This is a genomic window from Paenibacillus sp. N3.4 (assembly GCF_008017805.1).
Classification (GTDB): Bacteria; Bacillota; Bacilli; order Paenibacillales; family NBRC-103111; genus Paenibacillus_E.
Genome location: NZ_VRTT01000005.1, coordinates 1 through 15,110 on the forward strand (window position 1 = coordinate 1; position 15,110 = coordinate 15,110).

Here is a 15,110-nt window from a genome sequence, read left to right on the forward strand (position 1 = left end):
GTATGTAAGACCCCTTGTAGACGACGAGGTTGATAGGTTCGAGGTGGAAGTGCGGCAACGTATGCAGCTGACGAATACTAATCGGTCGAGGGCTTAACCAAACAATCCCAACCAAGTGAAGATAAGCTTTGTAGCAAATTCCGAATACTTGATTGGGGCCCAAGAACAAACCTAAGCAAATCTAACTTTACGCAAGTTTCGTATCTAGTTTTCAAGGAATAAACCTTGAAGTCATCAATGTTTCTATTCCCTGATAGCTCAGTTGGTAGAGCACTCGACTGTTAATCGAGTTGTCACAGGTTCGAGTCCTGTTCGGGGAGCCATATGGAGAGGTGTCCGAGCTGGCCGAAGGAGCACGATTGGAAATCGTGTAGGCGTCACAAGCGTCTCGAGGGTTCGAATCCCTCTCTCTCCGCCACTACTCTTTATGTAAGGCCCGTTGGTCAAGCGGTTAAGACACCTCCCTTTCACGGAGGTTACAGGGGTTCGAATCCCCTACGGGTCACCATTTTTACTTACCATGGAGGCTTAGCTCAGCTGGGAGAGCATCTGCCTTACAAGCAGAGGGTCGGCGGTTCGATCCCGTCAGCCTCCACCATTTACCCAAAAAAGTGAAGTGCAGCTTTGTAGCAACGCCGATTACTTTTTCGGGGAATATAAGAAACATGCTTTTAATGACGCGGGGTGGAGCAGCCCGGTAGCTCGTCGGGCTCATAACCCGAAGGCCGCAGGTTCAAATCCTGCCCCCGCAACCAACCTCTTAAATGAGGTCATGATAAACACGGAGCTGTGGTGTAGTGGCCTAACATGCCTGCCTGTCACGCAGGAGACCGCGGGTTCGAATCCCGTCAGCTCCGCCATTTTTATGGCATTAGCAACAAAGCTTGGCTCGGTAGCTCAGTCGGTAGAGCAGAGGACTGAAAATCCTCGTGTCGGCGGTTCGATTCCGTCCCGAGCCACCATTTTTCTTAATTGAATAAGCCGTTGTAGCTCAACTGGTAGAGCAACTGACTTGTAATCAGTAGGTTGGGGGTTCAAGTCCTCTCGACGGCACCACAAATCCCAAAAAAAGTGAAGCTAAGCTTTGTAGCAATGCCGATTACTTTTTCGGGGCCCGGTAAGGATTTATATCATGGAGGCTTAGTGAAGTGGCTAAACACGGCAGACTGTAAATCTGCTCTCTCCGAGTTCGGTGGTTCGAATCCATCAGCCTCCACCATTTACTTTTTCTAGGGGCATAGTTTAAGGGTAGAACAAAGGTCTCCAAAACCTTTGGTGTGGGTTCAATTCCTGCTGCCCCTGCCAAAAAGTAACTTCATATTGTGGCGGTCGTGGCGAAGGGGTTAACGCACTGGTTTGTGGATCCAGCATTCGCGGGTTCAAGTCCCGTCGTCCGCCCATTATTTTTAAAAGCAAGCATTGGGGATTAGCCAAGCGGTAAGGCAACGGACTTTGACTCCGTCATGCCAAGGTTCAAATCCTTGATCCCCAGTTTTATATGCGGAAGTGGCTCAGCGGTAGAGCATCGCCTTGCCAAGGCGAGGGTCGCGGGTTCGATCCCCGTCTTCCGCTCCATTTAATTTTTAAGGCGCCATAGCCAAGTGGTAAGGCAGAGCTCTGCAAAAGCTTTACCCCCAGTTCGAATCTGGGTGGCGCCTCCACGTACAAGCCGGAGTGGCGGAATCGGCAGACGCACAGGACTTAAAATCCTGCGGTAGGTGACTACCGTACCAGTTCAAGTCTGGTCTTCGGCACCATAAGTTTTACAAAGTAATATGCCGGCATGGCGGAATGGCAGACGCGCTCGACTCAAAATCGAGTCCGAAAGGGTGGAGGTTCGAGTCCTCTTGCCGGTATAATAAAGAAAGATCCTGAGAGATGATAACATCCTTCAGGGTCTTTTTTTGCATACAAAAAAGTTTTTAGAGTCAAAGTTGTAGTTTACAGCCAGCATGCTATAATTATTCCACAAACTTCCATTAAAACGAAACTAATTCTATCTACCCTAGAAGAGTAATTTTACAATGGTTAAGAGAAGGATGCGATAATCATTGAACTGGAGAAAATCTCTGACTTTTAAATTTGTAGCCGGATTCGTAATTATTATTTCTCCACTTATCATTTTCTTGTTTTATAATAATTTGTATGCAATTAGCGTCGTACGTGAACAGGTATCCAGTGCGAATAAAAACTTACTAGCTGATTATGTCAAGCAAGTGGATAAACAAATGAAGGAGATTAACAACTATTTGAATTTGGTTAATGACCGTGAGCCGGATGTGAACTGGTTGAATTTTATGGAATATGGCACCGATGATTATATGCTGACTAAGCAAAAAATATTTACTCGTTTTCAGGTTGATTTAGGTTATTTCCAAGTAATCGATACGATATTTTTGTATAACATTAAGGACAAGGATATTGTATTAAACACACGATCGGACTATTATTTGAACGAAAAGGTGATTGGGGATTATATTGAGGCTCATCCTCATGACGATGCAACCCAGACCACAGGGGCCTGGCAGGTTATTAAAGTAGGTAATGAGACGGCATTTATGAAGTTAATTAGAAATAATAATTTGGTTGTAGGTTGCTGGATTAAAGCGGATACGGTGGCTGAGCCATTAAAGTTTCTGGATGCGGACAATGGTGGCGGTTCTGCGATTATGATATCTGATGGAACGGTAGCATCGGATACGAAGCTTACACACTCACAAATTTCTATCATTGCTAATCCTCCGCAAAAGGCAGCGAAGCCTTTTCAAACTGTAACCGATTACAAAGATGGACGTTCTTACCTGATTGTCGACATTCCTTCGATTATGGTTCCTATCAAGTATGTAGTTCTTATACCAGAAGCAAGCATGTTGAAAAATTTGCCTTTTTTTCGTTTAGCCATCTACGTAATTCCCTTGGGGGGATTGCTGATTCTGTCGTTTTATTTTGTTTTTGTGCGAAAAGTACTGCTTACCCCGATGAAGAAGTTAATTCGAGGCATGCAAAGAATTACAAGAGGGGATTGGGATGTCAGGTTAGAGCAAGATAATACGACGGAATTCGCTTTCGTCATTCGAACGTTTAATAACATGGTCGGCGAAATAAGCAATCTCAAAATAGATGTGTATGAGCAGCAGTTGCTAACCAAAGAGGCTGAATTCAAGCATTTGCAAGTACAGATCAAACCCCATTTTTACTTAAACTCTTTGAATATCATTACGAGTCTAGCAGCGACCAAGCAATATGATGTTATACAGAAAATGGCTAGATATTTAGCGGAATATTTCCGTTTTAATATAACAACGTCTCGTCGTACAGTGACTTTGGAAGCGGAAATCAAACATATTCGTAATTATTTAGAAATCCAGAAGCTTCGTTTTCCGAATAAACTGACGTATGAGATTAATCTCCCTGATTCCTTGGCCGGGTGTTCTATTTTGCCACTCACGATTCAAACCTTAGTAGAGAACTCAATTATTCATGGCTTTATGAACCGTCGTCAACTTTTTGTTATCCAAATCGATATACACGAGGAATCTTTATGGATTGACGGCAATGAGGAAACTAATGTTTGGGTCTGTGTGCAGGACAATGGGGTCGGCTTCACGCCCGAAATACTGAAAAGGCTGCAAACAAATTATTTAAACGATCATTCAAGCAGCGAGCATCTGGGGTTACATAATGTTTTATTACGGCTGCAAATGCGGTACGGGGATCGGGCACAATTAGTATTCAGCAATGCAGTAAATGGTGGTGCGATCGTACAAATCCGCATTCCCGCAGTTTATTTAGAAGAGAAGGTTGAGAAGACCGATGACATATAATTTATTAGTTGTAGACGATGAATTCTACGCGGTGCAGGGCGTCACGCAAGGCATTGATTGGAAGGAGCTAGGCATTGGGCATGTTTATGAGGCCTTTGACTCAGAAGAGGCTGTGGAAAGACTGCTACAGTCACCAATTGATGTGATGATATGTGATATTGAAATGCCCAATAGGAATGGGCTTGAGTTAATTAAATGGGTAAAAGTGAATTCTCCCTCGACGGAGACGATATTTCTTACTGGTCATGCAGACTTCTCGTATACGCGAACTGCGTTGCAAGCAGGGTCATTTGATTACATGTTAAAGCCTTTTGATTATGATGAGCTTAAAACGGTCGTCAAACGGGCTATCGAGAAAATCACGGAGAAGCGTGAAGCCCAAAGTTTCAATGAAGTGCAGCAGCGTTATTATTCGTTATTTCAAACACATAAGCCGTTACTGGAAGAAAAGTTTTGGCAGGATCTCCTTTCTAGGCGAGTGGTTCCTTCTCGTTCGTCTCTATCGTCATTAATTGCTTCGTATGAGTTAAGTTTTTCACCAGATAGTTATGTCTTGCCAGTACTGATATCGGTAGAGTTGTGGAAAAAAGAGTTAAGTGCGCGGGATGAAGACATTATGGAATATGCGCTGCGCAATGCTGCCGGAGAAATCATTTTGGCTAGCCATGCTGGGGTCGTGCTTCAGGATCGAGGAGGCAATAATCTGGTTCTGTTTTATTTACCTCAGGATCATGCTCAAGCTTTGAATGCCAAGGAACTTATAGATCGTTGTAAGCATTACATTCGTTCATGCAATCATTATTTCTACTGTAATTTAAGCTGTTACTTGGGTGAAGAGATAGAGTTTAACGGCCTTCTGGAAATGTATGTAGAGCTGCTGGAGACAGAGCGCAGTAACATCACCCAAGCGAACAGCGTTATTTCCTTCGGAGAACGCCGCGGACCTGCTGGACAGACCTTTTCGATTCCGTGGGTGTCGGGGATATCCGTATTATTTGATTTAGGCAGCAAGGAGGATGTAAGACATAAGCTGGATGAAATATTCTCCATGTTGGAGGCTGAGCCTAGTCTAACGATAGAAACACTTGAATCTTCATTTCATGCATTGGTGCATATGATTTTTCAAGTATTTCATAAGCGTGGCTTTACCATACAGGAGGTGCTGGCTCCCCGGGATCTGTCCGATAGCGCATCGGTGACGCGTTCATTCCTTCAGTTCAAGGCTTGGTGTTATCGTGTCATATTAAACAGCATGGACTACATTATTACCCACGAAAAAGGAGAAGCCTCTGTTATTCAAAAGATTTCATCCTATATAGACGATCATTTGCGGGAGGATATTACCCGTGAACAAATTGCTGAGTACGTTCACTTTAATCCAGCTTATTTGTCCCGATTATTTAAAAAGGAGACAGGCAGCTCTTTGACCGACTACATGCTTGCCCGACGAATCGACAAATCGAAGGAGCTGTTAACTACATCTCAGTTGAAAATTGGCGACATCGCAGAAATAGTGGGCTATGAAAACGTCCCTTATTTCACGAAAATGTTTAAAAAATCCACAGGTCGAACGCCAAGAGAATATCGGAAAGAACAGCAGCATTAAGATGAGCCATCGTCCGTTTCCATCGGGAATGGCTCTTTTTTATGCGAGAAAGTAACCAAAGTAGAAGAAATGAGGTCACAATGAGTTATAGAGTGCAAACAAATCCCCCCCTATAATGAACTTATAAGCGAGAGACACAAACATACGAACTCGGAGCAGATAGGGGGAACATCAATGAGCAAAGCAGAAGCTCAACAGCTGCCTGCAAAGATCAGTGATCAATTACGGGTTGGATCGACAAAAAAAACGAGCTATTTTTCACAAAAGAAAGCGCTATATTTCATGCTGCTGCCAGGCGTGCTTTATTTACTGCTTAACAATTATTTGCCTATGTTTGGTATCATCATTGCTTTCAAAAAAATTAATTACACGGATGGAATCCTCGGCAGTCCATGGGCGGGATTTGATAATTTCAAGTATTTGTTTGCTACAGCCGATGCATGGACGATTACTAGAAATACGTTATTGTATAACGGGTTATTTATCATACTTAATCTCATTTTCGGTGTGACCATTGCAATCCTATTAAACGAAGTAAAGAAGAAGTTTTTATCGAAATTTTATCAATCGATCGTATTTCTGCCTTACTTTTTATCGATGGTAGTTGTGGGCTACGTAGTACTAGGCTTTCTGAGTATGGAAACCGGATTTATTAATAAATCCATTCTGGAGCCGCTTGGTTTTGAAGGCATTGACTGGTATTCAGAATCAAGTTACTGGACTCTTATCCTTCCGATCGTTAACACTTGGAAATATGTTGGCTATTCGTCAGTCATCTATCTGGCAGCGATCGTCGGCTTCGATCAGGAATTGTATGAGGCAGCTACTTTGGATGGAGCGACGAAAATGCAGCAATTTCGTTATATCACGATACCGCTGCTTTATCCGCTAATTATTATTACTACGCTGTTAGCTATTGGACGAATTTTTTACTCCGACTTTGGACTGTTTTATCAAGTTCCTTTAAATTCAGGACCGTTATTTCCAACAACGAATGTTATTGATACATACGTGTATCGTACATTCTTAATCAACGGAGATATTGGGATGTCATCCGCAGCAGGCTTATACCAAGCTATTGTAGGCTTTGTTCTGATCCTTGCCAGCAACAAGCTTGTCCGCAAGGTCAGTAAGGAAAATGCCTTATTCTAAACCATACACAATTGTCAGCGCTAGGGGGTTTATAGATGTCACAAACATTTACACAAAGTAGAAAAGTTAGTGGACTTGATGTGTTCGTGCATTTGTTGTTTATAGTCATAGCTATCTTATGCATCGCACCGCTTATCTTGGTCATTTCGGTTTCATTTTCAGATGAAACATCGATTATTGCGAATGGGTTTAAGTTTTTTCCAGAACATTTAAGTCTAAAGGCTTACGAAATCTTGTTCAAGGATTTTAGTCAGATTCTACGTTCTTATGGGATCTCGATATTCGTAACTGTTGTGGGTTCAGTCCTCAGTTTAATCTTAATCGCCTTATATGCGTATCCGTTATCCAGGGAAGATTTGAAATATCGAAATGCCTTTGCTTTCTTCATTTTCTTCACGATGTTGTTCAACGGCGGCTTGGTGCCTTGGTATCTGGTTTATGTCAATATCCTGCATGTAAAAAACACGGTCTGGTCACTCATTTTACCGCTATTAATGACTCCTTTCTTCGTTATCGTGATGCGCACTTTTTTTGTAACAACGATTCCAAGTTCTTTGCTTGAATCAGCTAGGATCGATGGTGCCAGTGAATTGAAAACTTTTTTAAAAATTGTTCTTCCTCTATCCTTGCCGGTTCTTGGCACAATAGCTCTGTTCAATACGGTGAATTACTGGAATGATTGGTTTCTTAGCTTGGTTTTCATCAGTGATAGTCATAATATTAGCTTGCAATATTTGATGTACAAAACACTGCTTAACATTCAATACATTACTTCGAACTCTGCCGTATTGAACGGAATTTCGAGCGGAGGCGGTCAGATTGATCTGCCATCCCGAACGCTTCAAATGGCAATGGCGGTTGTCGGTATCGGTCCAGTCGTAATCGCTTATCCGTTCTTTCAACGCTATTTCGTAAGAGGGCTAACGATTGGTGCGGTAAAAGGCTAGCCCCGGGTTTATCCCGGTTTCTATATAGGTTAGTATTCATTTATACAAACATATCTAAGGAGGGTTTTAAATGAAGAGAAGTAACAAAACAATGTTAACCGCACTTTCAAGCATGATGCTCGTTAGCATGGTTACGGTTGGTTGCGCTAAAACGGAGACAACCGGCACAAAAGCGTCACCTGCTGCAACTGCCGCAGCAACGACTGCCGTTGCAGCCACACCGGAAGCCAAAGCTAGCGGTAAAACAGAATTGGTGACGCTTTACTATCCAGGCGCAGAACAAAAAGATGTGAAGTCTGTTGAAGAAGAAGCGAATAAATATTTGAAAGACAAATTAAATGCGACAATTAAAATCAATGCGATTGATTTCGGTCAATGGAACGATAAACTGAATTTGATGATCGCCTCCGGCGAAGAAGCGGACATTATTTTCACAGCTGCATGGCAAAATTATACGGTTAACGTTGCGAAAGGCGCATTCTTGCCCTTGAACGATTTGTTAGCTAAGAACGGTCAAGACATTGTGAAAAACTTGGACCCTGCTTTCTTGGAAGGATCCAAAATTAACGGTAAAAATTACGGAATTCCAACGAACAAAGAGTTGGCAGCTACTCGCGGCGTTCTCTTGCGTAAAGATCTTGTAGATAAATATAAAATGGATCTGACGAACGTAAAGACTTGGAAAGATCTTGAGCCTCTGCTCAAAACAGTGAAAGACAACGAGCCGGGTATTACTCCATGGTTTATTTCGAACCAAGGAAATGGCGGCAGCAGTGGTATTCTGGATAACCTGGATTGGGATTATCTCGGTGATGCTTCCGTACCAGGCGTAATTTCGAAAACAGGCAAAGCTACAAAAGTATTAAATGCATTGGAAACACCGGAGTACAAAGAAGCAGCTAAGCTTATCCGATCTTACTACAAGGCGGGCTACGTTAATAAAGATGCAGCAACAACGACTGTATTCCCGAAAGATCAAGCAAAAGCAGGCAAGGTGTTTATGTGGACAGATGGACTAAAACCGGGTAAAGATGCTGAAACGGAAGGGTATGTAGGTTTTAAATTAACACAGTTGGACTTAACAGTGCCTACGATTTCAACAGGGGATGCTTCCGGCGCGATGTTGGCTATTTCCAAAACATCCAAACATCCAGATTTGGCTATGAAAGTGATTAACCTTCTGCATGCGGATAAAACGTTCAATAACTTGATCAACTTTGGTATTGAAGGTAAACACTATGTAAAAAAATCCGATACGGTGATTGATCTGCCACCGGGCAAGACAGCACAAGATACAGGCTATAACCCAGGCGCACAGTGGGAACTAGGTAACCAATTCCTGAACTACCTTTGGACAAATGAAGATCCAAACAAATGGCAAAAATTCAAAGATTTTAACGCGAAAGGCGTGAAATCTCCAGCACTTGGTTTTGCATTTGACAGCGAACCGGTTAAAAATGAAATTGCGGCTTGCGCCAACATCGGCAACCAATATGGTCCAGCACTTTCAGCAGGCTCGGTAGATCCGGACGAAGTCATTCCTAAGTTCCTGGAAAAATTGAAAGCTGCCGGTGTGGATAAAATTATTGCAGAGAAACAAAAACAATTGGATGCCTTCTTAGCGGCAAATAAAAAGTAAGCATGAAGTTGCAAAAGAGTTGGAGCCCTTGGCTCCAGCTTTTTTGTTCGTAGATAAGAAGTATATGTCTATACATTTGCTTCGCATCTACCATGACAAACTCGCTCGTCCCTGAAGGACGACGAAGTCGTTTATCCTTGCATCAGCGAAAGAGGGGAGGACCTTTAGGCGAGAGCCTTTTTTACGAAAATCAAGCTAGCGGCTGAACAAGAGGCATTCCCACCCCATATGGTAGAAAAGAGAAAGTGCATCAAACGTGGAGGTGTAGGTGCTATCGAATATTTAGATATGTTAGCAAAGCTGGGCGTAGGTAACGCGCATCCCGGTGGGTTCGGGGAGACGGTTGAACAATTGCGCAAGTACCCCATAGAGAAGGGGAAGCATGTATTGGAAGTTGGATGCGGAACTGGCAGGACCGCTTGCTACTTGGCCGAACAAGGCTGCCAGGTGACTGCCGTCGATATTCGTCCTGAAATGATTGTGAAAGCGATCAAAAGAGGTATTCAACAGAAAGTTGATGTTCGTTTCTTGGAGGGCGATGTTTGTCAATTGCCGTTTGAGGATCATACGTTTGATGTTGTCTTGGTGGAGTCAGTGACGAACTTTGCTGATGCGCAGAAAGCTGTCTCCGAATACTATAGGGTCTTAAAGCCGGGAGGAAAGCTTTATGATCGCGAAGTGATTCGGGTCAAGGAGATGACAGTAGGGGTACACCGTGCTTTGTGCAGCTTCTATGGGGTGAATAAAATTTACAGCATGGATGAATGGAAACAACTGCTTGAAAGCAGTAACTTCAGCCCAGTTGAGTTCTCCGGTGCACACCCTTTCCCGTTGACAATGTTCGAAGACCAAGTCCAGCATCCCGACCCAGTACATTTATCGGATAAACAATCGTTCATGGACCCGCGGGTTTGGCAAATAACGGCGAGATACGATGAGCTTGTCAATAAATATCATCCTTATATGGGGTACACACTCATGATAGGTTCTAAGAGTTAAGAACAAAGAGAGGCAGGAATCGCACCCCCTAATGGCGAATTATTTGAGAAAGATTATCATTGGGGGTAGTGTCTTTTGAATGTGGAAGTCCTAACAGAACGTATTCCGAATCGGAAAGCGAAAGAAATTTATGAGCGGATTTGCCGTCAAACAACCGTTTCCAAAACAGAGCTGTTAGATCAAAGCGGTTTGACTGTTTCTACATTAACACGATTGTTAGAAGAGCTAACGACGCTTGGACTCATTCTTGAGTCCGGTTTCGGTGCTTCGACGGGGGGGCGTAGGCCGATTCTTTACGAAAAGAATCCGGCCTATGCCTACATATTTGGTTTAGAAATATCCAGAACGCTGTCAAAGCTTGTGCTTGTAGATTTAGCAATGACAAAGCTGGATGCCAAAAGCTGGACCATGACTGCTGAAATGACACCGGATGAGCTCATTCGGCTGATTACGGAAGAAGCTCACCGCATGCTCGCTCAGCATCAGATCGATAAATCCATGCTGCTTGGAATTGGCATTGGCGCGGTTGGACCTGTAGATCGCCAGTCAGGTGTGATTCTGGAGCCGTCCTATTTCCCTGCCAATGGCTGGCGAAATGTTGAAATTTGCAGACGTCTAACAGAGCAGCTAGGTATTCCAGCGTTACTTGATAACGGTGCAAATACAGCCATTCTGGCTGAATCTTGGTACCAACGCACACAAAGCTTTAAGCATTTGCTCTATATACATGCCGGTATTGGCTTACGCTCTTCAATGGTTTCTGAAGGAAAGCTCATTTACGGCGCAGTCGATATGGAAGGCTCTGTCGGACAGATGATTATTCAGACCGATGGTGTCCCTCATCGTGACACTTCCGGCAACTACGGAGCGTTAGAGTCGTATGCTTCCTTATATGCGATTGAAAAAGCGGCACGCTCTGCACTCAAACAAGGAAGATCAACCCTACTCTCCCATTTGATCCATGATCCGGAACAGTTAACCTACTCCCACGTCTTACAGGCGCTCAAAAAAAATGATCCCCTTGTTGTGGAGATCATTTCGGAAGCAGCGACTTATTTTGGCATTGGACTGGCCAATTTATTAAATATTTTACATCCCGAGAAAGTGATTTTGGGAGGGCCCTTAATTGCAGAAGGCGAGTTGTTCTTTCAAATCGCGACACAAGTGGCCATACGTAAAGCGTATTACTACCCTGCGTATCAGGTTGTATTCAGTAAAGGGCAGTTAGGTGAAGAAGCTCTTGCTATGGGAGCAGCGGTGCTAGTTATGAACCAACTGGTTAAACTGTAATGTTGTTAAGAAAGTTCACGAGATGAGCATTAAAAGCTTCGGGCTTCTCCAGCGGCGTTAAATGAGAGGCAGCCGGTATGACATGAAAGCTTGCATTCGGAATTTGTTCAGCCATTTTCTTCATGATCTCAGGGGGAGCGATAGCATCCTGCTCACCCGCGATAACGAGTACCGGCACCTTAATGGAGCTGAGAAGGTTAGCCGAATCGCCGCGGTATGCCATAGCCAAACATGCATGGATAAGTCCTTCAGGGGACATTGATTCCATAACCGTGTTTAAGTTTTCCACCAGCGTAGGATGATCTCTTCTCGTTTGTTCCGTCAGCAGCTTAGGCAGCATAGCATCTCTAGCTGCAATCGCTCCATTGTCGTATAAAGAGATGGCCATATGTAACCGATTTTTACGAGCGTCGTGTCCGTCGGCTTCTGGTCGCGTATTTGCCAGTATGACCGCTGAGAAGCGCTCAGGGGCTTTACGCAGTAGAGCAAATGCTACATATCCGCCCATTGAGAAGCCGCCGAGAGCGGCTTTTTGTATACCCATTTGATCCATGAAGGCAAGGATATCATCGGCATACTGGTCCAAAGAGATATTCGTTGTCGGTACCTCTGATTGGCCTAGTCCACGTAAATCTGGTGTAATCACGCGATAATTTCCGGCTAAAGCATCGACTTGCCAGTGCCACATGTGATGATCCAGCGGAAAGCCATGCAAGAGGATGACAGGTGAGCCTTGCCCTCTTTCTTCTACAAATAATTCGGCGCGTTAATCGTTTTTTTCATGTACGATCGCACTCCCTTTATGAAATATAGGATATTTCAATTGCTGCATGGCTCCATCAACCAATTGGACATATTTACCACTCATAAAGTCCCAGATGACATACCGATAGTAGTTCTAAGGGAGCAGAATGTAGATAAATAGCGAAAAAGTTATGTCTTCATACTTTCATTATGGTTAACTCATACTTCTTTAACATTTCATTGGTATTCTCAGATTATACCTCTTGTTAGTAACCATTTAAAGCGAAGTATGAAACATTTAATTTAGTGAGATGGGGTTATCGAGATGACAAAAAAACCATGGTCCACCCAAGAATTGGACAAGCTTATCCGCCTTTCCGCAGAATGTCCCCCAGTTGTTATCGCGAGGGAGCTAGCGCGCCCTGTTACATCCGTACGTAAAAAAATGCGTGAAATTGGCGTCAGTTATGTCTCTGGTGAGCAGTGGAAAAGAAGTCAGATTCAATACCTCATTTCGGATGAAGGTGCTTCTTTCAAGAAGAACTTAACCCAAGAAACAAAAGAGAACGAGTTCGAGTCGCCTGTCCTTGATGAGTTTTGGACGACTTTAGTGAAAATGGCTAGAGTTGCGAAAAAGAGGGGGAAAAGGGTGGATGTACTCTCTTTCATTGATACATACCGCAAAATTCGAATTGGTGGTTAAACGGATCGGCAATCATTCATAAAAGGTAAAATCCGTTTCGACGCGATTTTACCTTTTTCTTTTTTCATCTGTAAGGAAAAGACCAGCACTACGCTATGACCGAACAGCTTGATGCAATTGTTATACATATGTAAGCTTTGTTTGATTTTTTTACGGTATACTAATTTCAAAGCTTGAGGAGGAAAACGTATGAGCTCACTCGTTCTTGTCGTTGATGATGAAACGAATATTATCGATGTATGCACGGTGTATCTGCAGCGGGAAGGATATCAGGTCATTGCTGCGACGAATGGCGAGGAAGCCATCCGTTTGTGGAGGCTGCATAGACCGCAGCTTATTCTTCTTGACCTCATGATGCCTGGCAAAAACGGCTGGCAAGTTTGCGAAGAAATTCGCAACGACCTGCCGAATTCCAACGATTGGCTGCACAATTTAATCAAATGACGAGCAATCTGAATGAGAGCTTTCAGAAATTGAGAACAGCAGAGGCTTCTCGTAAAGAGCTTATAGCGAATGTTTCCCATGACTTGCGGACACCAATGGCCTCGATCCAAGCCTTCGTTGAGGCTTTGCAGGATGATGTGATTCAGGATAAAGCAACCTTTGATCGGTATTTGCAAACGATCCGGCTCGAAACAGGGCGCTTGGATGGCTTGATTCAAGAATTATTTAAGCTTTCGCAGTTGGATGCCGGGGGGACTGTCTTTGCGCCTGAACGGTATGATGTTGACCATTTGCTGCTCGATGGCTTGCAAAGCTTAGCTTTTCATTTGGAGGAGAAACAACTGAAGATAGAAGTTGATTTGCCGGATCGACTGCCTCCCGTGGCTATCATGCCGCAGGAAATGAAGCGGGTGCTGTCCAACATTCTGCACAATGCGATACGCTATTCTCCGTTTGGAGGGACCATTCGTCTGAAGGCAGAACAGATTTCTGATCAGTTTGTACGTTTGGATATTGAGGATCAAGGTGAAGGCATGGAGGAGAGCGATCACATTAAAATTTTTGATCGGTTTTATCGTGCAGACCCATCAAGAACGCGTGCGAGTGGCGGAGCGGGATTGGGACTTGCGATCGCCAAGTCTATTGTTCATTTACATGGCGGTGCCATAGGCGTAGAGAGTCAAAAAGAGAAAGGAAGTCGGTTTTGGTTTACGATTCCTATTTATTAATATGAAAACCGCCCGAGATATCTCGGACGGTTTTTTAGTATGCTTTATTTTAATGGGGCATTTTCCTTAAACGGGTTCATAAACAATTTGGGAATCGGCGTCTCATAACGCATAAGCTCACCGGTAGTGGGATGCAAGAAGGCCAGCACGCGCGCGTGAAGTCCTAGTCGGCCGATTTCCTTTGTTTTCGAACCGTATTTCTTGTCTCCGACAACGGGGTGACCGATATCTTGCATGTGCACACGAATTTGATTTTTACGACCGGTCTCCAGATTCACTTCAAGCAGCGAAAAGCTTCGGTTGGTTTGAATCGTTTTGTAATGGGTAACGGCGTGTTGGCCGTCATTGGGATAAGGTGTAGAGAACATTTTGAGTGATTTGGCATGTTCCTTGAGCCACGATGTAATCGTACCCTCCGGTTTTCTCACAGAACCTTCTACCAAAGCGACATAAGTGCGCTCTTTCACACTTTCTTGCCAAGTGTTTTGCAGATGCTGCTGGGCTTTCTCGGTTTTGGCAAACATCATCACACCGGATGTATCACGATCTAGTCTATGCACAACGAAAATACGGGCTTTCGGGTCGTGATTGCGCACATGCGCGGTCAGTTGGCGATAAGCCGTTACTTCATTTTCCTGCGTATTCGCTGCGATCGAGAGGAGGCCGGCATCCTTTTGAACAACAATGACATCGTCATCCTCATACATAATGGTCATGCCTGCCAGTGGAATGTCTTCGACTAATTTATCTTTGCTGACTATCACGGTTTGCCCTGGAACCAGAGGGAAATTATAGGCCGTTGTCGCTTTGCCATTCACAGAAACTTGTCCACGGGCAAGAATGGCTTTGACGGCATTTCGTCCTAAACTGGAAAGCTTATCTATTAAAAAAGGCAGCAATTCGGAAGCTTCCTTGACCGTATATTGTCTTACGTTCGGTTCCGAACTGCTTTTCGATGGATTCTGACCCTGGCTGGGGCTGGGCCTGAATTTCGGCTTTTGGTTCAGTTGTTTATTTGGTTTCTTTTGCATCTT

Annotated in this window: 13 protein-coding genes, 16 tRNA genes and 1 rRNA gene; 27 read left to right on the top strand and 3 right to left on the bottom strand. The window is 43.9% G+C overall.

What is annotated here, in order from left to right:
- From FU659_RS04275 to FU659_RS04390, 24 genes are all read left to right on the top strand, one after another.
- A 23S ribosomal RNA gene (locus tag FU659_RS04275) occupies positions 1-101 on the top strand; the annotation flags it as partial.
- A 146-nt stretch (positions 102-247) separates the two neighbouring features.
- A tRNA-Asn gene (locus FU659_RS04280) sits at positions 248-323 on the top strand.
- A 3-nt stretch (positions 324-326) separates the two neighbouring features.
- Positions 327-418, top strand: a tRNA-Ser gene (locus FU659_RS04285).
- Positions 419-433: 15 nt separating this feature from the next.
- A tRNA-Glu gene (locus FU659_RS04290) sits at positions 434-508 on the top strand.
- Between the two features lie 14 nt (positions 509-522).
- A tRNA-Val gene (locus FU659_RS04295) sits at positions 523-598 on the top strand.
- An 80-nt stretch (positions 599-678) separates the two neighbouring features.
- Positions 679-755 (top strand) — tRNA-Met (locus tag FU659_RS04300).
- A gap of 28 nt (positions 756-783) precedes the next feature.
- Positions 784-860, top strand: a tRNA-Asp gene (locus FU659_RS04305).
- Between the two features lie 26 nt (positions 861-886).
- A tRNA-Phe gene (locus FU659_RS04310) sits at positions 887-962 on the top strand.
- Between the two features lie 18 nt (positions 963-980).
- A tRNA-Thr gene (locus FU659_RS04315) sits at positions 981-1,056 on the top strand.
- 78 nt (positions 1,057-1,134) lie between these two features.
- Positions 1,135-1,219 (top strand) — tRNA-Tyr (locus FU659_RS04320).
- A 12-nt stretch (positions 1,220-1,231) separates the two neighbouring features.
- Positions 1,232-1,305 (top strand) — tRNA-Trp (locus FU659_RS04325).
- A gap of 20 nt (positions 1,306-1,325) precedes the next feature.
- Positions 1,326-1,398 (top strand) — tRNA-His (locus tag FU659_RS04330).
- 22 nt (positions 1,399-1,420) lie between these two features.
- Positions 1,421-1,492 (top strand) — tRNA-Gln (locus tag FU659_RS04335).
- 8 nt (positions 1,493-1,500) lie between these two features.
- Positions 1,501-1,575: transfer RNA gene (locus FU659_RS04340), tRNA-Gly, on the top strand.
- A gap of 12 nt (positions 1,576-1,587) precedes the next feature.
- Positions 1,588-1,661: transfer RNA gene (locus tag FU659_RS04345), tRNA-Cys, on the top strand.
- A 7-nt stretch (positions 1,662-1,668) separates the two neighbouring features.
- Positions 1,669-1,757 (top strand) — tRNA-Leu (locus tag FU659_RS04350).
- A gap of 20 nt (positions 1,758-1,777) precedes the next feature.
- Positions 1,778-1,856 (top strand) — tRNA-Leu (locus FU659_RS04355).
- Positions 1,857-2,051: 195 nt separating this feature from the next.
- Positions 2,052-3,824 carry a sensor histidine kinase gene (locus FU659_RS04360; protein WP_147946425.1) on the top strand — a complete coding sequence of 591 codons (1,773 nt, stop codon included), beginning with the start codon at positions 2,052-2,054 and terminating at the stop codon, positions 3,822-3,824.
- Positions 3,814-5,430, top strand: coding sequence for a response regulator (locus FU659_RS04365; protein ID WP_147946426.1), 1,617 nt, complete (start codon positions 3,814-3,816; stop codon positions 5,428-5,430). The genes FU659_RS04360 and FU659_RS04365 overlap by 11 nt, the downstream gene beginning before the upstream one ends.
- A gap of 174 nt (positions 5,431-5,604) precedes the next feature.
- Positions 5,605-6,582 (top strand): ABC transporter permease, encoded by a 978-nt coding sequence (locus FU659_RS04370; RefSeq protein ID WP_147946427.1) that lies wholly within the window; start codon positions 5,605-5,607, stop codon positions 6,580-6,582.
- 35 nt (positions 6,583-6,617) lie between these two features.
- On the top strand, positions 6,618-7,529 hold the full coding sequence (locus tag FU659_RS04375) for a carbohydrate ABC transporter permease (protein WP_147946428.1): 912 nt from the start codon (positions 6,618-6,620) through the stop codon (positions 7,527-7,529).
- 70 nt (positions 7,530-7,599) lie between these two features.
- Positions 7,600-9,168, top strand: coding sequence for an ABC transporter substrate-binding protein (locus FU659_RS04380; RefSeq protein ID WP_147946429.1), 1,569 nt, complete (start codon positions 7,600-7,602; stop codon positions 9,166-9,168).
- Between the two features lie 228 nt (positions 9,169-9,396).
- Positions 9,397-10,167: a class I SAM-dependent methyltransferase gene (locus FU659_RS04385; protein WP_147946430.1), complete on the top strand. Its 771-nt coding sequence runs from the start codon at positions 9,397-9,399 to the stop codon at positions 10,165-10,167.
- 75 nt (positions 10,168-10,242) lie between these two features.
- Positions 10,243-11,457: an ROK family protein gene (locus tag FU659_RS04390; protein ID WP_147946431.1), complete on the top strand. Its 1,215-nt coding sequence runs from the start codon at positions 10,243-10,245 to the stop codon at positions 11,455-11,457.
- Here the strand turns inward: FU659_RS04390 and FU659_RS04395 are convergent.
- Positions 11,447-12,172, bottom strand: a complete 726-nt coding sequence (locus tag FU659_RS04395) for an alpha/beta fold hydrolase (protein WP_261807605.1) — start codon at positions 12,170-12,172, stop codon at positions 11,447-11,449. The two genes, FU659_RS04390 and FU659_RS04395, sit on opposite strands and share 11 nt — an antisense overlap.
- Before the next feature lie 354 nt (positions 12,173-12,526).
- On the opposite strand from FU659_RS04395, the gene FU659_RS04400 reads away from it, so the two are divergent.
- Entirely contained in the window at positions 12,527-12,904 is a 378-nt protein-coding gene (locus tag FU659_RS04400; protein ID WP_147946433.1) for a hypothetical protein, read from the top strand.
- Here FU659_RS04400 and FU659_RS36235 read toward each other — a convergent pair.
- Entirely contained in the window at positions 12,901-13,074 is a 174-nt protein-coding gene (locus FU659_RS36235) for a hypothetical protein (RefSeq protein ID WP_222708479.1), read from the bottom strand. The genes FU659_RS04400 and FU659_RS36235 overlap by 4 nt on opposite strands.
- 19 nt (positions 13,075-13,093) lie before the next feature.
- Here FU659_RS36235 and FU659_RS04405 point away from each other — a divergent pair, with 19 nt between their 5' ends.
- Both FU659_RS04405 and FU659_RS04410 read left to right on the top strand, forming a co-directional pair.
- Positions 13,094-13,348, top strand: a complete 255-nt coding sequence (locus FU659_RS04405; RefSeq protein WP_147946434.1) for a response regulator — start codon at positions 13,094-13,096, stop codon at positions 13,346-13,348.
- Positions 13,345-14,076 carry a sensor histidine kinase gene (locus tag FU659_RS04410; protein ID WP_187273890.1) on the top strand — a complete coding sequence of 244 codons (732 nt, stop codon included), beginning with the start codon at positions 13,345-13,347 and terminating at the stop codon, positions 14,074-14,076. Before FU659_RS04405 ends, FU659_RS04410 begins: the two co-directional genes overlap by 4 nt.
- 44 nt (positions 14,077-14,120) lie before the next feature.
- On the opposite strand, the gene FU659_RS04415 is transcribed toward FU659_RS04410, so the two are convergent.
- Positions 14,121-15,107: an RluA family pseudouridine synthase gene (locus FU659_RS04415; RefSeq protein WP_147946436.1), complete on the bottom strand. Its 987-nt coding sequence runs from the start codon at positions 15,105-15,107 to the stop codon at positions 14,121-14,123.
- Between the last annotated feature and the right edge of the window lie 3 nt (positions 15,108-15,110).